Here is a 21,825-nt window from a genome sequence, read left to right as displayed (position 1 = left end):
AATCGTTTAAATTGAATAGCATAAAGTTGGTCAAGCACTTGATTTTCCTTGAAGTGCCTCCAAGTCCTAATCACAACAACACCGTGGAGCTGCCATGAGCAACAAAGGGCAATTGTTACAAGACCCATTCCTGAACGCATTGAGAAAAGAGCACGTTCCCGTCTCTATCTATCTGGTCAACGGCATCAAGCTGCAAGGCCATGTGGAGTCTTTCGATCAATACGTGGTCCTGCTGCGCAACACCGTTACGCAAATGGTTTACAAACACGCCATCTCCACCGTCGTGCCTGCACGTGCGGTCAACCTCAGTCTCGAATCCTCGTCCGACGAATAATGGTCTACCTGGCCGGCTTCACGCCGTGGGCATTTTGACATGCGTGCCGCGTTAGTCGGCCTGGACTTCGGCAAGAACGATTTCGCCGCTAGTCTGGATGAGCTCTTCCTGTTGGCAAAATCGGCTGGTGCGGAACCGGTGATTACCATCACCGGCCGCCGTGCCAGTCCGGATGCCGCTCTCTTCGTTGGTACCGGCAAGGCACAAGAAGTCGCTGACGCTGTCGCCGACCTCCAGCTCGAACTGGTCATCTTCAATCACGCCCTGTCACCGGCCCAGCAACGCAACCTGGAGCGGGTGCTGAAGGTGCGCGTGCTCGACCGTACCAGCCTGATTCTCGATATCTTTGCCCAGCGGGCCAAGAGCCACGAGGGCAAGGTTCAGGTCGAACTGGCCCAGCTGCAGCATCTGGCGACCCGCCTCATTCGTGGCTGGACTCACTTGGAGCGCCAAAAGGGCGGTATCGGCCTGCGCGGTCCCGGTGAAACCCAGCTGGAGACCGACCGCCGCTTGCTGGGCGAGCGCGTCAAGGCCTTGCGCGCGGTGCTGGCCAAACTGCGCCGGCAGCACGCCACGCAGCGCCGAGCGCGCGGACGCAGTGAAACCTTCTCCGTCTCGCTGGTGGGTTATACCAACGCCGGCAAGTCGACCATCTTCAACTCGCTGGCCAAGGCCGGCGTGTATGCCGCCAACCAGCTTTTCGCCACGCTGGACACGACCTCCCGTCGCGTCTATCTGGGCGAGGTCGGGCATGTGGTGATCTCCGACACCGTGGGTTTCATCCGCGAATTGCCTCACCAATTGGTTGAGGCATTCCGGGCGACCCTGGAAGAGACCATCCACGCCGACCTGCTGCTGCATGTAGTGGATGCCGCCAGCCCGGTGCGCATGGAGCAGATCGAGCAGGTCAACCTGGTCCTGAAGGAAATCGGTGCCGACCACGTGCCGCAGATCCTGGTCTGGAACAAGATCGACGCCGCCGGTCTGGAACCGACGGTCGAGTATGACGAGTATGGTAAAATCCAGCGGGTTTTCGTCAGTGCCAAGTCTGGTGCTGGCCTGGATCTGCTGCGCGAAGCGATCGCCGCTTCGCTCAAGGCCGCCTTGGAGGCCAGGGGTCGCAGCCGTTCCCAGCCAGTCGATTCCGAAGACATGCACGCTTGAGCCGTTCGAGGGGACGGCTCGTTGCACGTTCCTGGCGCGCATTCCTCCTAGATTCTCTTAATCCATCACTTCAGCCGGAACGCAAACGCATGCTTGTGTCTTTATTCAGGAAAATCGGTGTCAAGTTTTCGTTGAACGACCCCCAATGGGGACGTGGTTCGCAAAACGACAACCGCGAGAATCAGAATAACGGAAGTAACGGCGACAAACGGCCCGAAAAACCGTCCGGCAACAACGACGGCCCGCCCGACCTCGACCAGCTCTGGCGCGACTTCAATCAGCGCATCGCCGGCCTCCTGGGCCGCAAGGGCGGTGGCGGTTCCGACGGCGGCAACGGTGGCGGCGGCTTCAATCGTGGCGACGTCAAGGGCGCCGGCATCGGCGTGGGCGTGATCGCCGTGATCGTGGCTTTCCTCTGGCTGGCCAGCGGCTTCTTCATCGTGCAGGAAGGCCAGACTGCCGTGGTCACCACCTTCGGCCGCTACAGCCACACCACGCTGCCAGGCTTCAACTGGCGCTGGCCGTATCCCATCCAGGGCCATGAGATCGTCAACATGTCGCAGGTCCGCACCGCCGAGATCGGCTATCGCGGCAACGTGCGCAACAAGCAGTTGAAGGAATCCCTGATGCTGACCGATGATGAAAACATCATCGACATCCAGTTTGCCGTCCAATACAAGCTCAAGAATGCCGCCGAATGGCTGTTCAACAACCGTGACCCGGATGATTCCGTGCGCCAGGTGGCCGAAACGGCCATCCGCGAAATCGTCGGCCGCAGCAAGATGGACTTCGTCCTCTACGAAGGCCGTGAAAAGGTCGCCCTCGATGTGAGCCAGCGCATGCAGCAGATCCTGGATCGCTACAAGTCCGGCGTACAGATCACCAACGTCACCATGCAGGGCGTGCAGCCGCCTGAACAGGTGCAAGCGGCCTTCGACGACGCCGTCAAGGCCGGCCAGGACCGTGAACGCCTCAAGAACGAAGGCCAGGCCTATGCCAACGACGTGATTCCGCGCGCCTCCGGTGCCGCCTCGCGCCTGCTGGAAGAAGCCGAAGCCTACCGCTCCCGCGTGACCGCCAACGCCGAAGGTGATGCCTCGCGCTTCACCCAGGTGCAGGAAGCCTATGCCAAGGCCCCGGCCGTCACCCGCGACCGTATGTACCTGGAAACCATGCAGCAGATCTTCGCCAATACCACCAAGGTCATGGTCGATGCCAAGAATGGCAGCAACCTGCTGTACCTGCCGTTGGACAAGCTGATCCAGCAAAGTGCCAGCGACGCGGCCCCGGCCAGCGGCAAGGCCCCGGCATCGTCGACCGTGCAGCCTTCGGCGGGCGCCGCGTCCACCACTTCGACTGCAGGAAACGACACTGTGTATTCTTCCGAGCTGATGCGAGATTCGAGAAACCGCGATCCCCGTGATGCGCGTGATAGGGAGGTGCGCTGATGGGCCGCCTCGTCACTTCCGTCATCGTCGCCGTCGTGGCGATCTGGCTGGCGTCGTCCACCATCTTCGTGGTCGACCAGCGTTCCTCGGCCATCGTCTTTGCCCTGGGTGAAGTCAAGCAGGTCATCAGCGAACCCGGCCTGCACTTCAAGCTGCCGCCTCCGTTCCAGAACGTGATGTACCTGGACAAGCGCATCCAGACCCTGGATACGCCGGACGCCGACCGCTTCATCACCGCCGAAAAGATGAACGTGCTGGTCGATGCCTACGTCAAGTGGCGCATCGTCGATCCTCGCCTGTACTTCGTCAGCTTCGGTGCCGACGAGCGCCGCACCCAGGACCGCCTGTCGCAGATCGTCAAAGCCGCGCTGAACGACGAAATCACCAAGCGCACCGTGCGTGAAGTGATTTCCAGCCAGCGCAACAACGTCATGGATGCGATCCAGGCCCGCGTGGCCAACGAAGCCAAGCAGATCGGCGTGGAAGTCATCGACGTGCGCCTGCGCCGTGTGGACTACGTGGACCAGATCAACAACTCGGTGTTCGAACGCATGAAGTCCGAGCGCGTGCGAGTCGCCAATGAGCTGCGCTCCACCGGTGCTGCCGAATCCGAAAAGATTCGCGCTGACGCCGATCGCCAACGCGTGGTGATCCTGGCCGAAGCCTATCGCGAATCCGAAAAGATCCGTGGTGCCGGTGACGCCAAGGCTTCCCAGATCTACGCCCAGGCCTTCGGCCAGAACCCGGACTTCTACAAGTTCTATCGCAGCCTCGAAGCCTACCGTGCCAGCTTCAAGAACCGTCATGATGTGATGGTGGTGGATCCGAGCTCGGAGTTCTTCAAGTACTTCAAGGGAGTCGGCGGCGGCAGTACCAGCGCTGCGAAGAAGTAAAAATCCGCTTATCAGGCGATAATGTGAACAGTTCTGCGCCGCCGCGCATTTCCGGCGGGCAGGGCAAACCGGATGGATGCCGCTGGTAGAGGGCATCTTTCCTTTTTTGGTCGGACACAATGTGCCGGGGTGCAATTTTCCCGGTGCGCAAGAAGAGGGGCGGCAGGCATTCCCGGACCGCCCCGATTGTTCGTCTGGGCGGCTGCGTGTCATCATCTGGCTGTCCGAACCACGCAAGTACGCAAACCGTTTTTTTCTGCTTTGACTTTTGTTTATGCCTAACTGGCTTCTTCCCGAAAACATCGCCGATGTCTTGCCCTCCGAAGCGCGCAAGATCGAGGAACTGCGCCGGCGCCTGCTCGACAATTTCCGCCTCTATGGCTACGAAATGGTCATGCCGCCGCTGCTGGAGTACCTCGAATCGCTGCTCACCGGTGCCGGCCAGGATACCGACCTGCGCACCTTCAAGCTGGTCGACCAGCTCTCCGGCCGCACCCTGGGCGTACGCGCCGACATGACCACGCAAGTGGCGCGCATCGACGCCCACCTGCTCAATCGCGCCTCGGTCACCCGCCTGTGCTATGCCGGCAGCGTCCTGCATACGCGCCCGACGGGCTTGCACGCCACCCGCGAACCGATCCAGATTGGTGCCGAGATCTATGGCCATGCCGGTATCGAAGCCGACGCCGAGATCCAGGAACTGGCCCTCAATACGCTGGCCCTGGCCGGCATGCGCACCATCCGCCTGGACCTGTGCCACGTCGGCGTGCTGCGCGCCATCATCGCCAACGATGCCGGTGCCAAGCGCGACGAAGCCCAGCTCTTTGGCCTGCTGCAGGCCAAGGATGTACCGGGCTTGAAGGAAATCACCGCCTCCTACCAGGAAGGTACCCGTACCGCCTTGCTGGCGCTGCCCAACCTGTATGGCGACATTTCCGTCATCGCGCGTGCACGCATCACCTTGCCGGCGCTGCCGGGCATCGGCCAGGCGCTCGACGAGCTGCAGGCTCTGGTGGAACTGGCGGCTGGCCACGAGGGCGCGGCTGTCACCATCGATCTGGCCGACCTGCGCGGCTATCATTACCACAGCGGCGTGATGTTCTCCGCCTATGTGCCGGGCCTGCCCAATGCGGTGGTGCGCGGCGGCCGCTACGACCATGTGGGTGAAGCCTTCGGCCGTGCGCGGCCGGCCACCGGCTTCTCCCTGGACCTGCGTGAACTGGCACGACTGATGCCGGGCGCAGAACGAAAACGCGCCATCCTCGCCCCTTGGGGCAGGGACGCCGGTCTGCGTGAGAAAATAGCGCAATTGCGGCAAGCGGGAGAGATCGTGATCCAAAGCCTTCCCGGCCACGAAAACGATCAGGACGAATTCGATTGCGATCGCGCACTCGATTTCAGCAATGGAAACTGGATTATCAAAAACTTGGGTTGAGTCATGTTACAGAACAGCAATGCAAAGAATGTCGTCGTCATCGGTACGCAATGGGGCGACGAAGGTAAGGGCAAGATCGTCGATTGGCTGACCGATCACGCCCAGGGCGTGGTGCGTTTCCAGGGCGGCCATAATGCCGGCCACACGCTGGTCATCGGCGGCAAGAAGACTGCGCTGCAACTGATTCCCTCGGGCATCATGCGCGAAGGCGTGGCTTGCTACATCGGCAACGGCGTGGTGCTGTCGGTGCCCGACCTGCTGCGCGAAATCGACAAGCTCGAAGCCGCCGGGGTGGAAGTTTGCTCGCGCCTGAAGGTGTCGGACGCCTGTCCGCTGATCCTGCCGTATCACGTGGCGCTGGACGTGGCGCGTGAAGCGGCCCGTGGCGTGGACAAGATTGGCACCACCGGCAAGGGCATCGGCCCGGCCTACGAAGACAAGGTGGCCCGTCGCGCCATCCGCGTGGCTGACCTGCTGAACGAAAAGCGCTTTGCCGAAAAGCTGCTGGCCAACCTGGATTACCACAACTTCGTCCTGACCCACTACCTGAAGACCCAGCCGGTGGACTACCAGAAGACCCTGGACGATGCCCTGGCCAACGTGCCGCGCATCAAGCCCATGGTGACCGATGTCTCCAGCGACCTGTACGCCATCCACAAGGCCGGCGGCAAGATCCTGTTCGAAGGCGCGCAAGGCAGCCTGCTGGATGTGGACCATGGCACCTATCCGTTCGTCACCTCCAGCAACTGCGTGGCCGGCAATGCCGCCGCCGGTGCGGGCGTGGGTCCGGGCATGCTGCACTACATCATGGGCATCACCAAGGCCTACACCACCCGCGTCGGTTCGGGCCCGTTCCCGGCTGAACTGCCGACGGACGCCGGCACCGGCAAGCACCTGGCGTCGGTCGGCCATGAATTCGGTACCGTGACCGGCCGTGCGCGCCGTTGCGGCTGGTTCGATGCTGCGCTGCTGAAGCGCTCGGTGCAGATCAATGGCGTCTCCGGCATGTGCCTGACCAAGCTGGACGTGCTCGATGGCCTGGAGTCGCTGAAGCTGTGCACCGGCTACAAGCTCAACGGCAAGACCGTGGACATCTTCCCGGTCGGCGCTGAAGAAGCCGCTGCCTGCGAGCCGATCTACGAAGAAATGCCCGGCTGGTCCGAGACCACCGTCGGCGCCAAGACGCTGGACGCTCTGCCGGCCAACGCCCGCGCTTACATCAAGCGCATCGAGGAACTGGTGGGCGTGCCCATCGACATGATCTCCACCGGCCCGGACCGCGAAGAGACCATCGTCCTGCGCCATCCGTTCAAGTAATTCACCACGCAATCGCCCGCAAGGGCACAAGGCACTACGAAGCAATCAACAATATGAAGATCTCTGACGACAAAGACCTCTGGGTCTCCTGGGACGACTACAACCGCCTGATCGAACGACTGGCATTGAAGGTCTACGAATCCGGCTACCAGTTCGACCAGGTGCTGTGCCTGGCGCGCGGCGGCCTGCGCCCGGGTGACGTGATGTCGCGCATTTTCGATGTCCCGCTGGCCATTCTCTCGACCAGCTCCTACCGGGAAGCTGCCGGCACCATCCGCAGCTCCCTGGACATCGCCAAGTACATCACCATCACCAAGGGAACCCTGGGTGGCCGCATCCTGCTGGTGGACGACCTGGTCGATTCCGGCGTCACCCTGCAGAAGGTGATGGTCCACCTGAAGGAACATTACCCGTCCGTCACCGAGATCAAGAGTGCCGTCCTTTGGTGGAAGGCCTGCTCGGTCGTGGAACCCGATTTCCACATCGACTACCTGCCGACCAACCCCTGGATTCACCAGCCGTTCGAAGAATATGACGGCCTGGGCCCGCATCAGCTGGCGGCCTGGATCAAGAAGGGTGCCTGATCGTTCGCTTTGGTTTGAATGAAGCTGATGTCAGACGTGAAAAGAGCTTGCCGCGGCAAGCTCTTTTTTTCGTCTGTTGATGACCGGTGCAACGCTTCAAGACCACGGAATGATCTTGCGTTCCTTAAAGGTGTCGAAGAGTTGATAGAACATCTGCTCCGTTTCCACATACTCGTGAAAGCCCAGGCGCCGGGCCTTGCTGCCGTCTCCGAACATGTCGTAGTCCCACGAGAACACGAAATCGGCAAATTCCCATGCCGACAATGAAGCATAAGGATGCTGCTTCAAGCCGTGTGCTGTGACGATCCTTTCCCACAACGGCGCCTTGTCCGCCATGACCTCGGCCAGTTTCAGCGGCAGCGGCGTGCCCACTTCCATGCCGAAATATCGCGCGATTTTCGGCCACATCTCACTCCAGCGGAACAGGTCGCCATTGCCGATGTTGAAGGCCTGGTTGGCTGCCGCCTCGGTGGTGGCGGCCCAAACGGTGCCCTTGGCCAGCAGGCGGGCATCGGTCATCTCAACCAGCTTGTCGTACGCTCCCGGTTTGCCGGGAAAGCGCAGCGGCAGCCCCAGCGCCTTGCTCATGCAGGCATACAGCGCAATGGCCAGCGCCAGGTTCATCGGGTTGCCCAGGGCAGCGCCGCCCACGACCGCCGGACGTGGTGCCGACCAGCTCCAGCAGCGGCCTGACTCGACGCGCCGCTGTTCCAGCCAGCGCTGCTGGTCGAACATGAATTCGGGCGGCATGAACTGCGCATCGCTTTCACGTGCCGGCGTCTTGAAGGGGCCAAGATGGCCGCCATACACTTTGTAGCCTTGCATCAGGCTGATATGGCACAAGCCGGGGGCATGGACCTCCACCGTCTGCACCGTGTTCTGCAGCATGGCCAGGTTGGGGGCCACCAGCTCGCTCCAACCGGGGCGATGCTGATAGGCTGCATAGAACACGTGGGTGACCTGTTCCAGCGGGGCCAGCTGGCGTTTGGCATCGCTGGCGTCGAGCAGATCCACCGAAACGTGGCGCAGCCGCTCCTCTTTGCGGTGCTCGCCACCCCTGCGCGACAAGCCGATCACCTCCCACTGCGGCAGGGACAGCAGGTGCGCGATCAGCTGGCTGCCGATCACGCCGTGGGCTCCCACTACCAGGGCGGTTTGGCGCTGCGGCCGGGAGGTGCTGGAGGTCTGGGTCATGGCGGGCTCCGTCAATCAGATGGGGGTAGTCCGTTCGGTACGGGCCAGGGCGGCCGGTCGTGCATCCATCTTCCAGCTCACCAGGGCCACGGCGATCCCTGCCAGCGGCAGCAGCGCCGCCACGTAAGGCACTGCATGCAGGCCTGGGCCATGATCGATGGTCACGCCACCCAGCCAGGCTCCCGCCGCATTGCCCAGGTTGAAGGCCGCGATATTGGCCGAGGAGGCCAGGTTGGGCGCACCGGTCGCCTTTTCCAGCACGCGCATCTGCAGTGGCGGCACGGTGGCGAAGGCGGCCATGCCCATCAAGCCGACGCCGATGATGGCGGCGATCTTGTTTTCATTGGTGAGCCCGAACAGCACCAGCACCACGGCCAGCAGCACCAGGCTGCCCAGCAGGGTGGCCATGAGCTTGCGGTCAGCCAGCTTGCCGCCAGCCAGGTTGCCGATCACCAGTCCCAGGCCGAACAACAGCAGGATGGGCGAGACCGCCGAGGCCGGGAAACCGCTGATGTCGGTCAGGATCGGGGCGATGTAGGTGAAGGCCGCGAATACGCCGCCAAAGCCCAGCACCGTCATCAACAGGCCCAGCATGACTTGGGGGCGCATCAGCACGCGCACTTCCTTGCCGAAGTCGGCTTCTTCACCGCCTTGCGAGCGCGGCACCAGCACGGCGGTCGCAGCCAGCGCGATCACGCCGATGACGGTGACGGCCCAGAAGGTGGCGCGCCAGCCGTAACTCTGACCCAGCCAGGTGCCGAAGGGCACGCCCAGCACGTTGGCCACCGTCAGGCCGGTAAACATCAGGGCGATGGCCGAGGCCTGCTTTTCCTTGGGGACCAGGCTGGTGGCGACCACCGAACCGACACCGAAGAAGGCGCCATGGGCGAAGGAGGCCACCACGCGCCCGATCATCAGCGTGGCATAGCCCGGCGCGATGGCACAGGCCAGGTTGCCGATGACGAAGACCACCATCAAGGCGATCAGCAAGGTCTTGCGCGGCAGGCGTCCGGTGGTGGCCGTCACCAGCGGGGCGCCCACGAACACGCCCAGCGCATAACCGGTCACCAGCAGGCCGGCCGAGGAGAGGCTCACGCCCAGGTTGGTCGCCACCTCTGGCAGCAGACCCATGATGACGAACTCGGTAGTCCCGATGGCGAATGCGCTGATGGTCAGCGCCCAAAGTGCAATTGGCATGGCAATCCTTGATATGTGAGGGGTTCAGGCCGGCCGGTCCGGGATGGATTGCCAGCGATGTGAAGGATTGTGCGCGCAGTCTTTGTTGAGAAAAATGCCGTTACAATCAAAGAATATTTGATCCGGAGTCAACAATGAGCATTCAATCCGAGGAATTGCGCACCTTCGTTGCCGTGGTGGAGGCGGGCACGCTCTCGGCGGCCGCCGAGGTACTGGAGCAGACTACGTCCGGGGTGAGCCGGGCGTTGTCGCGGCTGGAAGAGAAGCTGGGCGCGAGCCTCTTGACCCGTACCACGCGCCGCATGGATCTCACCGAAGAGGGCGAGGCTTTCCTGGAGCAGGCGCGCGCCATCCTGGCCGCCATGGAGCAGGCCGAAGACACGGTGCGCATGCGCACCCGCAAGCCGGTCGGCAAGCTGCGTGTGGATGCGGCCGTGCCTTTCATGCTGCATTGTATTGTTCCGCATGTAGGGGCTTTCCGCGCGGCCTATCCGGACATCGAACTGGAGCTGACCACCAATGACCGCTTCATCGACCTGGTGGAGCAGCGCGCCGACATCGCCATCCGCATCGGCGAGTTGCAGGACTCCACCCTGCATGCGCGGCCCCTGAGTTCGGCGCGCCTGAACATCGTGGCCAGTCCCGATTACCTGGCCTGCCACGGCGCGCCGGAATCGGTGGAAGCTCTGGAACAACATCAGCTGATCGGCTTTTCCCAGCCGGACAGCCTCAATCACTGGCCGCTGCGCCACACCGCTGGAGACCGCTACCAGGTGCGTCCGGCGATTCGCGCCTCCAGCGGTGAAACCCTGCGCCATCTGGCCTTGCAGGGGCAGGGCATCGCCTGCCTGTCCGACTTCATGACCGGGTCCGACCTGGCGGCAGGCCGGCTGGTGCGGGTGCTGGATCATTACGATAGCGGCTTCCGCCAGAAGATTTCGGCCGTGTATTACCACAACACCCAGCTGTCCCGGCGCATCAGCTGTTTCCTCGATTTTTTGCAATGCAAGCTGTAAATCGGAAACGTTTTGCCGTTATTCCAGTCTGAGCGCCAGCACTGCCGCAAGGGGGAAGGATCCTGTGGCTGTCATCACGAGAAGATTGATCCGGAGAGAACAAGATGAAGCAAACGGAAAACGGCATGGCCACAGGCCGTCCATCGATCGCGGCGATCTGCCGCGCACCGCTGCAAGGGCTGCTGCTGGCCGGCGCGGCCTTGCTCAGCCTGGGCACGGCCACGGCGCTTACCGCACCGGCTGCGCATGCGGCCAATGCCAGCGTGCTGTCCTTTTCGCCGCAGGGCGAAGTGCAGCGCATCCGCCAGGTGCGGGCGCGCTTCTCGGAATCGATGGTCAAGTTCGGCGACCCCAAGGCAGCCTCGCCCTTCGATGCCGATTGCGCCGTCAGCGGCACGGCGCGCTGGGCCGATGACAAGAACTGGGTCTACGACTTTGAACGCGACCTGCCGCCCGGTACCCGCTGCAGTTTCAATTTGCGCGCCGATGCGCGTTCCGTCGCCGGCAATACGGTCGGCGGCAAGACCCGCTTCCAGTTCAGCACCGGCGGCCCGGCGGTGAGCCGGGTCGAACCCTACAGCGGCGCACAGATTGCGGAAGACCAGGCCTTCATCCTGTTCCAGAACGGGCCGGCCACCGAGGCCACGGTACGCGAACACCTGTATTGCGAAGCCGAAGGCATCAATGAACGCATCCCCACCAAGGCCGTTGGCGAAGCGGATCGCAAGGCCTTGCTGCAGCAGTTCGCCAAGGGCGCGGACCCGGCGTCGGTGACCATCGTGCAGTGCCAGCAGCGCCTGCCCAATGAGGCGCACGTCAAGCTGGTGTGGGATCGCGGCATTGCCGCTGCCAATGCGTCTTCCATCGTGACCTCCAAGCCGCAGGTCTTCAATTTCCAGGTGCGCAGCGAATTCGCCGCCAGCCTGTCGTGCCAGCGCGAGAACGCCAATGCGGCCTGTTCGCCGATCCTGCCGGTTACCTTGTCGTTCTCGGCTCCGGTGCCGCGCAAGCTGGCCGAGCAGGTGGTGATGAACGCCACCACCGGCAAGATCAAGCCCACCCTGGAAGGAGACAAGGATGAAGCTGTGCGCGAGCTGCGCTTCAAGCCGCCGTTCCCGGAGAAATCCGACTTCACCATCAGCCTGCCTTCCGGCTTCAAGGATGAAGACGGGCGCAGCCTGGCCAATGCGGGTGCGTTCCCGCTGAAATCGGCGCTGGCGGATTTCCCGCCGCTGGCCAAATTCCCGGCCGCCCCCTTTGGCATCATCGAGCTCAACGCTGAGCCCACGCTGCCGGTCACGCTGCGCCGGGTGGAAGCCGGGCTGCTGGTGCGCGGCAAGGATGGCCGCGCCATGCCCGGCCAGGTCGCCGACCTGAAGGTCGATGGCGACAAGGCCGTCATCGCCTGGCTCACGCGCCTGAACAAATATCACGAAAAATGGGGCGATCCGAAGAAGGTGGATACGCGCAGCGTCAGCCTGCTGGCCAAGGAACCCGGTGCGAAGAAACTCGATCTGCCGGCGCAGAAGGACGCCAAGGAGGGCGAATGGCCCTTTGAAGTGATCGGCATTCCCCTGAAGGATCCGGGCTTCTACGTGGTCGAACTGGAATCCCAGAAGCTGGGCGCATCGCTTCTAGGGAAGCCGCAGCCGATGTATGTGCGCACCAGCGCGCTGGTGACCAACCTGTCGGTGCACGTCAAATTGGGCCGCGCCAATGGCGCAGTCTGGGTGACCCGGCTGGATGATGCCAAACCGGTCGCCGATGCCGAGATCCGCGTCTCCAACTGCGACGGCACCCAGCTCTGGCAGGGCAAGACCAACGCCAGCGGTGTGGCCATAATGCCGGTGCTGGAAGATGCCTGCGTCAACCGCGGCTACAGCGCGGAGAACGCCGACAAGATCAGCGGCCTCTTCGTGAGCGCGCGCAAGACTGATGAGAAGGGCCGTCAGGACATGGCCTTTGCGCTGACCTCGTGGAACGAGGGGATCGAATCCTGGCGTTTCAATTTGCCCACCGACACGGACAAGTCGGCTACCACGCGCGCCACCACCATCTTTGACCGCACGCTGTTCCGTGCCGGCGAGACGGTCTCGATGAAGCACGTGATCCGCACCGAGACCATGCAGGGCTTCGGCCTCATGCGCAAGGAAGACCTGCCTACGCGGGTGCGCATCAGCCATCTCGGTAGCGGCCAGCAATACCAGTTCGCGCTGAACTGGCGCGGCAACAAGAGCGCCGAGACCAGCTTCACCCTGCCCAAGGAAGCCAAGCTGGGCAGCTACGAGGTCGTGCTCGACCAGGGTACGGTCGATCCCGCTGCCAGCAGCAATGCCAATGGCCAGTCCGATGACGGCGAAAACGAAGCGGGATACGGCCGTGGCACCTATGTCACGGGTAGCTTCCGCGTGGAGGAATTCCGCCTGCCCCTGATGCAGGGACGCATCACGCCACCCAAGGGCGCGCAAGTGGCCATCAAGGAAATGTCGCTGGATTTGCAACTGAACTACATCAATGGCGGCGCCGCCGCCAACCAGGCGGTGCAGGTGTCGTCCTTGCTGCGGTCACGTTTTGTCAACATTGCGGGTTACGACGGTTTCTCCTTCGATGCTCCGCGTAATGACGAGGACAGCAATGCCGACGACCAGAAGATCGTCGCCGACAAACTCGCCGTCACGCTCGACAAGAACGGCGCCGGCCGCGCCGTCATCGGCAAGCTGCCCGCGCTGCAGCTCCCGCAGGAACTGCTCACCGAGATGACCTACAGCGATCCCAATGGCGAAGTGCAGACCATCTCCAACGTCACGCCCTTGTGGCCGTCGGCGGTGGTGGTGGGCCTGCGCACCGGCAACTGGGTTTCGGTGAAGAAGAAGCTCACGCTCACCGCCGTCACCCTCAATACCGCAGGCCAGCCGCAAGCCGGCGTGCCAGTGGAAATCCGTGGCCTGGCGCGCAAGACCAATTCGCACCGCAAGCGCATGGTTGGCGGCTTCTACGCTTATGAAAACGACGAGAGCAAGCAGGATCTCGGCAAGCTCTGCTCCGGCAAGAGCGACCAGCACGGCATGTTCAGCTGCGATACCGAATTGTCCGAAGCGGGCAATGTGGAATTGATCGCCAGCGCCAAGGATGGCAATGGCAATGCGGCTGCCGCCCGTTCCTCGGTGTGGGTCACCGGACGCGGCGAAGTCTGGTTCGATGGCGAGAACCAGGACCGCATCGACATCCTGCCCGAGAAAAAGAATTATCAACCCGGCGAGACCGCCAACTTCCAGGTCCGCATGCCGTTCCGCTACGCTACCGCGCTGGTCGCGGTGGAGCGTGAAGGCGTGATCGATACGCGCGTGGTGCAGCTGTCCGGCCAGGACCCCACCATCAGCGTGCCGATGAAGGCCGAGTATGGTCCCAACGTGTATGTGTCGGTGTTGGCCGTGCGCGGCCGCATGCGCGAGGTGCCGTGGTATTCCTTCTTCATCTGGGGCTGGAAGGAACCGATCAACTGGTGGCATGAATTCCGCGAATACCAGGGACCGGGCCCCATCGTCGATCTCTCCAAGCCGGCCTGGAAATTCGGCATCGCCGAAGTCAATGTGGGTGACGCTGGCCATCGTCTGCAAGTGGCTGTCAGTACCGACAAGCCGGCTTATCCCATCCGTGCCACGGCCAAGGTGCAAGTGCAAGTGAAACTGCCCAACGGCAAGCCCGCCGCCGGTGGTGAATTCGCCCTGGCCGCCGTCGATGAAGCACTGCTGGAACTGCAACCCAATGGCAGCTGGGATGTGCTGCGCGCCATGCTGCAACGGCGCAGCTATGGGGTGGAGACCTCGACGGCGCAGATGCAGGTGGTCGGCAAGCGCCACTACGGCAAGAAGGCCACGCCTGCTGGCGGGGGCGGTGGCCGTGCGCCCACGCGTGAATTGTTCGATACCTTGCTGGTATGGAAGCCCAATGTCACCCTGGATGCCGAGGGCAGGGCACAGCTGGATGTGCCGCTCAATGATGCGCTGACTTCCTTCCGCATCGTCGCCATTGCGGAGAATGGCATCAGCGATTTCGGCACCGGCAGCATCAGCATCCGTTCCACGCAGGATGTGCAGGTCATCTCCGGCCTGCCGCCACTGGTGCGCGAGGGCGACAACTTCAACGGCAGCGTCACCGTACGCAACACCACCACGCACGATATGACGATCAAAGTCGCTGCCCGTGCGCAAGGCAGCACCACAGCGGGCGCGCTGACACTGCCTGAACGCGAGGTGAAGATTGCTGCCGGACAGTCGGCCGAGGTCATGTGGCCGGTGCAGACGCCGGAAGGCATCAGCCAGCTGGCCTGGGAAATCAGCGCCCAGGAGCAGGGCGGCCAGAAAGCGCGAGATGCGATGAAGTTCACCCAGCGCGTCGTCCCGGCCGTGCCGGTCACGGTGCAGCAGGCCACGCTGTTCCAGCTCGACAAGAGTGCCGCCATCAACGTCGCACGACCCGCCGACGGCCTGCCGGGACGCGGCGGCCTGGCGCTCTCGCTCAAGCCCAGCCTGGCCGGTGGCAGCGATGCGCTCACGCGTTACTTTGTCAACTATCCTTTCGCCTGCCTGGAGCAGAAGACATCCAAGGCCATCGGCCTGCGCGATGAAGCGGCATGGCAGAAGATCGTGGCCGACCTGCCGACCTATCTGGATGGCGACGGCCTGGCGTATTACTTCCCGCCCAGCGACAGTGGCGCGCGCCGCGGCAGCGACACGCTGACGGCCTATCTGCTGGCGGCCACCAACGAAGCCGGCTATGCCATCCCGCAAGCCAGCCGCGACAAGATGCTGGATGGCCTCGCGGCCTTCGTGGAGGGCAAGGTGATGCGCGATTTCTGGTCGCCGCAGAAGGACCTGGACGTGCGCAAGCTGGCCGCCCTCGAAGCGCTGTCCCGCTACAACCGCGTGCAGCCCGCGATGCTGGGCTCGATCCAGATCAATCCCAATGCCTGGCCGACCTCGGGCCTGCTGGACTGGATCGGCATCCTGCAGCGTGTGAGTGCCATCCCCGAGCGCGACAAGAAGCTGGAGCAAGCCGACCAGATCCTGCGCGCCCGCCTGAACTTCCAGGGTACGCGCATGGGCTTCTCAAATGAAGAGGGTGACTACTGGTGGTGGCTCATGAGCAGCGCCGATGCCAATGCCAACCGCCTGATCCTGCTGGAGCTGAACAACCCGGCCTGGCGCGAGGACCTGCCGCGTCTGATCGCAGGTGCCATCGGCCGCCAGCAGCGCGGTCACTGGAGCACCACCACGGCCAACGTCTGGGGCAGCCTGGCGCTGGAGAAATTCGCTCGAAAGTTTGAATCCGAACCTGTTACCGGCACCACCCGTGCCACGCTGGAGCAGAACGGCACCAGCACCGGCACCCAGAGCCTGGCCTGGAGCGGTGCCGCCAACGGCGGCAAGCTGCAGCTGCCCTGGCCGGAAGGCAGTGCGCAGGGTGGCAGCGTGCGCCTGGCGCAAGAGGGCAACGGCAAGCCCTGGGTGACATTGCAGAGCCTGGCAGCGATCCCCTTGAAGCAGCCTTTTGCTGCTGGCTATCGCATCACCCGCAAGGTCGAGGCCATCGAGCAGAAGCAGGCCGGTGTATATACACGCGGCGACGTGCTGCGCGTGACGCTGGACATCGACGCGCAAGCCGAGATGACCTGGGTCGTGGTCAGCGATCCGGTGCCGGGCGGTGCGACCCTGCTGGGTTCCGGCCTGGGCCGCGACTCGGCCATTGCGCAGGGCAAGCAGGAGGCCCCGCGTGACCGTGGCATGGGCTGGCTGGCCTATGAAGAGCGCAGCTTCGAAGCCTATCGCGCGTATTACGAGGCCATGCCCAAGGGCCGCACCAGCATCAGCTACACGGTGCGCCTGAACAATGCGGGTGAATTCAACCTGCCGCCCACACGCGTGGAAGCGATGTATGCGCCGGAAATGTTCGGTGAAGTCCCCAATGGCAAGCTGGTCGTGAAGGCGGCGCAGTGATGCGCATGGCCGCATGCACCCTCCGGCCCGGCGCGCTGGTTTCGATCAGCGCGCTGGTACTGGCTCTGCTGATGCCCACGGCAGCCAGTGCCGTACCGTCGTTCAGCGAAGTGCAGCGCGACTTCCTGCCATCGGAAGCCAGCCTGCTGGACCGCAATGGCGAGCTGTTGCAGCGCATGCGCGTAAACATGGACGAGCGCAAATTGTCCTGGGTCAAAGTGGAAGACGTATCCCCGGCGCTGCGGCATGCCCTGGTCGCTTCCGAGGACCGGCGCTTCTACCAGCACGGTGGCATCGACTGGAGCGCTGTGGCAGCCTCGGCCTGGGGCAATTTGTGGAATACGAAGACACGCGGCGCCTCCACCATCACGATGCAACTGGCGGGTTTGATCTATGACGATCTGCGCCGCAAGTCCGGTGCGCGTTCGCTCACGCAGAAAGTGTCGCAGGCGTGGATTGCACAATCGCTGGAGCGCAACTGGCGCAAGGACCAGATCCTGGAAGCCTATCTCAACCTGGTGGCCTTCCGGGGTGAGCTGGTGGGCGTACATGCCCTGTCGCGCGTGATGTTCGGCAAGCATCCGAGCGGACTCGACCAGGGCGAGGCGGCCATCGCGGTCGCGTTGATCCGTGCGCCCAATGCGACGCCACGCCGCGTGGCCGAACGTGCCTGCGCCATCCTCAAGGAAGAGGGGGCAGGCGAGCAGTGCAGCGGCATGGATGGCCGCACCGAGCTGGCGTTGGCGCGCGTGTCGGCCAAGCGAGATTTGCCGGGGACGAGTGATTCACCGCAGCTTGCGCCGCATCTGGCCCGCAAGCTGTTGAATGCCCCCGGACAGCAACTGCGCTCCACGCTGGATGCGCCCTTGCAGCGCTTTGCCACGCAAGCCCTGCGTCATCAACTGGCCGGACTGGCCGAGCGCAACATCGAGGATGGTGCCGTCATCGTCATCGACAATGCCACCGGCGACGTAATGGCCTGGGTCGGTTCCAGCGGCCCGCTGTCGGCAGCCGCCAATGTGGATGGGGTGGTGGCGCAGCGGCAGGCGGGCTCGACGCTCAAGCCTTTCCTCTACGAACTGGCCATCGAAAAGAAATGGCTGACGGCCGCGTCCCTGCTGGATGATTCTCCGGTCAACCTGGCCACCTCGGCCGGGCTCTACATTCCGCAGAACTACGACAAGCAATACAAGGGACTGGTGAGCCTGCGCACGTCGCTGGGTTCCTCGCTCAATATCCCTGCCGTGCGCACGCTGGTGATGGTCACGCCCGAGCGCTTCTTCCGTCGCTTGCAGGCGCTGGGTTTCAACCTGCGCGAGAGCGGTGATTACTACGGCTACAGCCTCGCGCTGGGCAGCGCCGACGTCACGCTGGCCAACCTGGCCAATGCCTATCGCGTACTGGCCAACCAGGGACGCCATACACCTTTGCGTACGCGGCTCGATGAAGCGCGCACGCCAGCGCGCGCCACGCAGGTGATGGACGCCGATGCGGCCTACATCGTCGGCGACATCCTCTCCGACCGCAGTGCGCGCGCGCGGACCTTCGGCCTGGAGAATGCGCTGTCCACCCGCATCTGGACGGCGGTCAAGACCGGCACTTCCAAGGACATGCGCGACAACTGGTGTGTCGGTTATTCCTCGCGTTATACCGTAGGGGTATGGGTCGGAAACGCTTCTGGCGCGCCGATGTGGGACGTGTCCGGCGTGACCGGTGCGGCACCGGTGTGGCAGGAAGTCATGCAATATCTCCATGAACGTGGCCGCAACGGCGCACGCGAAGCGGGCAATGGACCACCCGCCAAACCGGCTGGTGTGCAAGCGCAGATGATCCGTTACGAGCAGGATGTGGAAGCGGCGCGCACCGAATATTTTTTACCGGGCACCGCCCAGGCGGAGATCCGCCTGGCGCATGCGCGCGATATTCGTCCGGCCATCACTTACCCCACCACAGGCATGCTCGCTGCGCTGGACCCCGATATCCCGCCGGCGCGCCAGCGCATCCGCTTCCGCGCCCAGGGCGCGCCTGCCGGCAGCCGCTGGGTGCTGGATGGGAAGATGATGCCGCTGGAGGTCATGCAGGCGGGCAGGGTACAGGCGCAGAAGGTGGCGGCCAACTTCACGGCCGCTGGGGAAGAAGCCCTGGACTTCGACTGGATGCCCTGGCCCGGCAAGCATGTGCTGGTGCTGCAGGACAAGCAGGGCAAGGCGCTCGATAGCGTGCGCTTCGAGGTCCGGGGTGCGGTAGTGCGCAATGAACCCAAGACAGGAGGGACGGCGCGCAAATAAAGCGCACGGCGGCACCCTGCACAGATTGCAGCAGGCGCAGTTCTAGCGCTTGCTGCCGCGCTTGCCGGTCTGCAGCAGTTCGCGCATCGCCTGCAAAGGCAGTTCGCGGCTGCGGCCCCGGCGCAGCACCAGGGAAAACTGCGACTGGTAGCCAAACTCGGAAGGCAGCAAGACTTTCAATCGTCCCTGCTCGACCCATGACTGCGCATAGTGCTCCGGCAGATAGCCGATGTAGCGGCCCGAGAGGATCAGGATCAACTGCGCTTCCATGCTTTCCACCGTGGCCACGCTGCGCTTGAAACCGTGCCGGCTCAGCTCGGTCTGGCTCCAGTAACTGCGGCTGACCACGCTCATTTCCGAGACGGCCGAGGCGCGCAGGTTGCGCTGCTGGAAGCAGGGGTGCCGGTCGCTGCAATACAGCCATTGCTGCTCGCGGTAGAGCGGCTGATAGACCAGGCCGTTGGCCTTGGCGGGGAAGAAGCCCACCGCGATGTCGAGGTCATTGTCCAGCAAGCCCTTCTGCAGTTCGTAGGGGCTGCGGATGAGCAGGTTCAGGTGCATGCCCGGAAACTTGCTGGAAAAGACGCCGATGGCCTCCGCCATCGGCAGGGAGGGATCGGTCACCGTCGTGTCGAGCACCCCTATCGTCAGCGTGCCGCCCAGTTCGCCCTTGAGCGACTGGGTATAGCGTTCGAAACTGTCCACCTCCCCCAGCACACGCAGCGTTTCCGAGAGCAGCAGTTCACCCTTGTCCGTGAGCGCGAAGCCACCCCGGCCACGCCGGCAGACGGTAAAACCGACATCGCTTTCCAGCTGGGCCATGTAGGTGCTGATGGCCGAGGTCGTCAGGTTCAGCTCCTGCTGGGCCCGGGCGAATCCCTGGTGACGGACCACTGCGGCGAATATGCGCAGCAACTTGAAATCGATGCCTGGGGTCATGGATAAATCGTCTTTGCGTGGAGGAGGGCGCGCGTTCAGTGCCCGCAATAAGTTTCAAATTCTAACAACTTATTATTTGATTACAGCTATCTTTTGATAACTATCGGCCATTGTATATTCGCTTCGTCGCAGCCTGCTGTTGCTGCCAGAACAAGGGTGATACGCAATGTCCAAAGTCTTCCACCAGCCCCAAAGCGGCAACGACATGCCGCGCTTTGCCGGCCGTTCGACCATGATGCGCCTGCCTGCGATGGACAGTGCCGAGGGACTGGATGCGGCCTTCATCGGCGTGCCGCTCGATATCGGCACCTCCCTGCGCGCCGGGACCCGCTTCGGTCCGCGCCAGATCCGTGCGGAATCGGTGATGATCCGCCCCTACAACATGGCCACCGGTGCCGCGCCCTTCGATTCCCTGTCGGTGGCCGACATCGGCGACGTCGCCATCAATACCTACAACCTGCTCGAATCGGTCCGCGTCATCGAAGAAGCGTATGACGGCCTGTTGGCGCATCCCGTCATTCCGCTTACGCTGGGCGGCGACCACACCATCACCTTGCCTATCCTGCGCGCCATTGCACGCAAGCACGGCCCGGTGGGCCTGGTGCACGTCGATGCCCATACCGACACCAACGACGACATGTTTGGCGAGAAGATCGCCCACGGCACCACCTTCCGCCGCGCCGTGGAAGAGGGCTTGCTCGATTGCAAGCGGGTGGTGCAGATCGGCCAGCGCGCGCAAGGCTACGCCAGCGGCGATTTCCAATGGGGCGTGGACCAGGGTTTCCGCCTGGTACAGGCCGAGCAATGCTGGCATCGCTCGCTGGCGCCGCTGATGGAAGAAGTACGCGCCCAGATCGGCGCCGGTCCGGTCTACCTGAGCTTCGACATCGACGGCATCGACCCGGCCTGGGCACCCGGCACCGGTACCCCCGAAGTGGGCGGGCTGACTTCCATCCAGGCCCTGGAAATCGTACGTGGCTGCCGTGGCATGAACCTTGTTGGCTGTGATCTGGTGGAGGTCTCGCCTCCCTATGACGTGAGCGGCAATACCTCGCAGCTGGGCGCGAACCTGCTCTACGAAATGCTGTGTGTGCTGCCCGGCGTGACCTACCGCTGAGGCCCGCCATGGAGCTGAAGATCTTTCGCAGCGGCTGGGGCATGCAGGAACCCTGGAGCCGCTGCGTGGCCGAACTGCGCGAGGCCGGCTGCACTGGCCTGGAAGCCCGCCTGCCGATGGCGCTGCAGGAGCGGCGCGCATTGCGCGATCGCCTGCAGGCCGAGGCGCTGGATTACATCGCCATCGTCTTCAGCGGAGTGGACGTCGTTCCGCGCCAGGCCGACCGGCCGGAAGTGCATTTGCAGCACCTGGCGCGCGCCTTCGACGCGGCGGCGGAACTGCAGCCCCGTTTCGTGAACCTGCTGGCCGGCAACGACCGCTGGCCCCTGGCGGAACAAGTCGATTTCCTGGGACGGGCGCAGGACTTGGCCGATGATGCGGGCGTGTCCTGCAGCTTCGAGACCCATCGCGCCAGTTCGCTCTACAGTCCCTGGATCACGCTGGACATCGTGCGCCAGCTGCCCCGGCTGCGCTACACCGCCGACATCAGCCACTGGGTCGTGGTCTGCGAGCGCTTGCTGGATGACCCGTTGGATGACCTTACGCCATTCCTTGAGCGTGTACACCATGTGCAGGCGCGCGTGGGCTATGCGCAGGGGCCGCAGGTCCCCGATCCGGCTGCACCCGAATACGCGCCCGAGCTGGCGTTTCACCAGCGCATCTGGGAGACGGTCTGGTCCTTCCAGCACGCCAGCGGCTATGCCATCAGCACGCTCACGCCGGAGTTCGGTCCGGACGGCTATCTGCATCTGCTGCCCTATACCCGCAGCCCCGTGGCTGACCTGTGGCAGCTCAATCGTTGGATGGCGCAGCAGGAGCGCGCGCATTTTGCACGCTGGTCACAACAGCACGGCATCGGTTTTTCGTCATCAACGCAGTCGCCTTCTACCGCAGGAGTTTGAA

Annotated in this window: 15 protein-coding genes; 12 read left to right on the top strand and 3 right to left on the bottom strand. The window is 63.4% G+C overall.

Going from position 1 to position 21,825, the window contains the following annotated elements; all coding sequences use genetic code 11:
• Positions 1-94: 94 nt before the first annotated feature.
• The 7 genes from hfq (at position 95) to ACLRDN_RS15635 (ending at position 7,175) form a co-directional block, all read left to right on the top strand.
• A complete protein-coding gene (gene hfq, locus ACLRDN_RS15665) occupies positions 95-334 on the top strand; it encodes an RNA chaperone Hfq (protein ID WP_006463311.1) in 240 nt (79 codons plus the stop codon).
• A 39-nt stretch (positions 335-373) separates the two neighbouring features.
• Complete coding sequence (hflX, locus tag ACLRDN_RS15660; protein WP_121041887.1) at positions 374-1,498, top strand: GTPase HflX; 1,125 nt, start codon at positions 374-376, stop codon at positions 1,496-1,498.
• A gap of 89 nt (positions 1,499-1,587) precedes the next feature.
• Positions 1,588-2,946, top strand: coding sequence for an FtsH protease activity modulator HflK (gene hflK / locus ACLRDN_RS15655; RefSeq protein ID WP_134222768.1), 1,359 nt, complete (start codon positions 1,588-1,590; stop codon positions 2,944-2,946).
• The gene (gene hflC, locus ACLRDN_RS15650) at positions 2,946-3,839 is read left to right on the top strand and encodes a protease modulator HflC (protein ID WP_413457039.1); all 894 of its coding nucleotides are present in this window, start codon (positions 2,946-2,948) and stop codon (positions 3,837-3,839) included. Before hflK ends, hflC begins: the two co-directional genes overlap by 1 nt.
• Positions 3,840-4,113: 274 nt before the next feature.
• A complete protein-coding gene (locus ACLRDN_RS15645; protein ID WP_310835763.1) occupies positions 4,114-5,274 on the top strand; it encodes an ATP phosphoribosyltransferase regulatory subunit in 1,161 nt (386 codons plus the stop codon).
• 3 nt (positions 5,275-5,277) lie between these two features.
• Positions 5,278-6,591 carry an adenylosuccinate synthase gene (locus ACLRDN_RS15640; RefSeq protein ID WP_088753376.1) on the top strand — a complete coding sequence of 438 codons (1,314 nt, stop codon included), beginning with the start codon at positions 5,278-5,280 and terminating at the stop codon, positions 6,589-6,591.
• Between the two features lie 53 nt (positions 6,592-6,644).
• Entirely contained in the window at positions 6,645-7,175 is a 531-nt protein-coding gene (locus ACLRDN_RS15635) for a phosphoribosyltransferase (protein ID WP_034332511.1), read from the top strand.
• 96 nt (positions 7,176-7,271) lie between these two features.
• Here ACLRDN_RS15635 and ACLRDN_RS15630 read toward each other — a convergent pair whose 3' ends face one another.
• Positions 7,272-8,369 (bottom strand): SDR family oxidoreductase, encoded by a 1,098-nt coding sequence (locus ACLRDN_RS15630; RefSeq protein ID WP_413457038.1) that lies wholly within the window; start codon positions 8,367-8,369, stop codon positions 7,272-7,274.
• A gap of 15 nt (positions 8,370-8,384) precedes the next feature.
• Positions 8,385-9,566 (bottom strand): MFS transporter, encoded by a 1,182-nt coding sequence (locus ACLRDN_RS15625; protein WP_034332515.1) that lies wholly within the window; start codon positions 9,564-9,566, stop codon positions 8,385-8,387.
• A gap of 134 nt (positions 9,567-9,700) precedes the next feature.
• Here ACLRDN_RS15625 and ACLRDN_RS15620 point away from each other — a divergent pair, with 134 nt between their 5' ends.
• From ACLRDN_RS15620 to pbpC, 3 genes are all read left to right on the top strand, one after another.
• Positions 9,701-10,582 carry a LysR substrate-binding domain-containing protein gene (locus ACLRDN_RS15620; protein WP_413457037.1) on the top strand — a complete coding sequence of 294 codons (882 nt, stop codon included), beginning with the start codon at positions 9,701-9,703 and terminating at the stop codon, positions 10,580-10,582.
• Positions 10,583-10,686: 104 nt separating this feature from the next.
• Positions 10,687-16,578: an alpha-2-macroglobulin family protein gene (locus tag ACLRDN_RS15615; RefSeq protein ID WP_413457036.1), complete on the top strand. Its 5,892-nt coding sequence runs from the start codon at positions 10,687-10,689 to the stop codon at positions 16,576-16,578.
• Positions 16,578-18,866, top strand: a complete 2,289-nt coding sequence (gene pbpC / locus ACLRDN_RS15610; protein ID WP_413457035.1) for a penicillin-binding protein 1C — start codon at positions 16,578-16,580, stop codon at positions 18,864-18,866. The genes ACLRDN_RS15615 and pbpC overlap by 1 nt, the downstream gene beginning before the upstream one ends.
• A gap of 42 nt (positions 18,867-18,908) precedes the next feature.
• Here the strand turns inward: pbpC and ACLRDN_RS15605 are convergent, their stop codons facing one another.
• Positions 18,909-19,805 carry a LysR family transcriptional regulator gene (locus ACLRDN_RS15605; RefSeq protein WP_252695147.1) on the bottom strand — a complete coding sequence of 299 codons (897 nt, stop codon included), beginning with the start codon at positions 19,803-19,805 and terminating at the stop codon, positions 18,909-18,911.
• 166 nt (positions 19,806-19,971) lie between these two features.
• Between ACLRDN_RS15605 and speB the strand changes: the two genes are divergently transcribed.
• Both speB and ACLRDN_RS15595 read left to right on the top strand, forming a co-directional pair.
• Entirely contained in the window at positions 19,972-20,922 is a 951-nt protein-coding gene (gene speB / locus ACLRDN_RS15600; protein WP_209535471.1) for an agmatinase, read from the top strand.
• Between the two features lie 8 nt (positions 20,923-20,930).
• Positions 20,931-21,824 (top strand): sugar phosphate isomerase/epimerase family protein, encoded by an 894-nt coding sequence (locus tag ACLRDN_RS15595; RefSeq protein WP_413457034.1) that lies wholly within the window; start codon positions 20,931-20,933, stop codon positions 21,822-21,824.
• Position 21,825 lies beyond the last annotated feature (1 nt).

Origin of the sequence: Herbaspirillum huttiense, assembly GCF_047300815.1 — a bacterium.
Taxonomy (GTDB): Bacteria; Pseudomonadota; Gammaproteobacteria; order Burkholderiales; family Burkholderiaceae_D; genus Herbaspirillum; species Herbaspirillum huttiense_A.
The sequence above is the reverse complement of the archived record's forward strand: the minus strand, read 5'-3'. Positions and strand labels throughout refer to the sequence as shown.

Bases quoted from the DNA above. Each gene is read 5' to 3' on its own strand.
- hfq (WP_006463311.1), top strand. From the start codon at position 95: ATGAGCAACAAAGGGCAATTGTTACAAGACCCATTCCTGAACGCATTG.
- hflX (WP_121041887.1), top strand. From the start codon at position 374: ATGCGTGCCGCGTTAGTCGGCCTGGACTTCGGCAAGAACGATTTCGCC.
- hflK (WP_134222768.1), top strand. From the start codon at position 1,588: ATGCTTGTGTCTTTATTCAGGAAAATCGGTGTCAAGTTTTCGTTGAAC.
- hflC (WP_413457039.1), top strand. From the start codon at position 2,946: ATGGGCCGCCTCGTCACTTCCGTCATCGTCGCCGTCGTGGCGATCTGG.
- ACLRDN_RS15645 (WP_310835763.1), top strand. From the start codon at position 4,114: ATGCCTAACTGGCTTCTTCCCGAAAACATCGCCGATGTCTTGCCCTCC.
- ACLRDN_RS15640 (WP_088753376.1), top strand. From the start codon at position 5,278: ATGTTACAGAACAGCAATGCAAAGAATGTCGTCGTCATCGGTACGCAA.
- ACLRDN_RS15635 (WP_034332511.1), top strand. From the start codon at position 6,645: ATGAAGATCTCTGACGACAAAGACCTCTGGGTCTCCTGGGACGACTAC.
- ACLRDN_RS15630 (WP_413457038.1), bottom strand. From the start codon at position 8,369: ATGACCCAGACCTCCAGCACCTCCCGGCCGCAGCGCCAAACCGCCCTG.
- ACLRDN_RS15625 (WP_034332515.1), bottom strand. From the start codon at position 9,566: ATGCCAATTGCACTTTGGGCGCTGACCATCAGCGCATTCGCCATCGGG.
- ACLRDN_RS15620 (WP_413457037.1), top strand. From the start codon at position 9,701: ATGAGCATTCAATCCGAGGAATTGCGCACCTTCGTTGCCGTGGTGGAG.
- ACLRDN_RS15615 (WP_413457036.1), top strand. From the start codon at position 10,687: ATGAAGCAAACGGAAAACGGCATGGCCACAGGCCGTCCATCGATCGCG.
- pbpC (WP_413457035.1), top strand. From the start codon at position 16,578: ATGCGCATGGCCGCATGCACCCTCCGGCCCGGCGCGCTGGTTTCGATC.
- ACLRDN_RS15605 (WP_252695147.1), bottom strand. From the start codon at position 19,805: ATGACCCCAGGCATCGATTTCAAGTTGCTGCGCATATTCGCCGCAGTG.
- speB (WP_209535471.1), top strand. From the start codon at position 19,972: ATGTCCAAAGTCTTCCACCAGCCCCAAAGCGGCAACGACATGCCGCGC.
- ACLRDN_RS15595 (WP_413457034.1), top strand. From the start codon at position 20,931: ATGGAGCTGAAGATCTTTCGCAGCGGCTGGGGCATGCAGGAACCCTGG.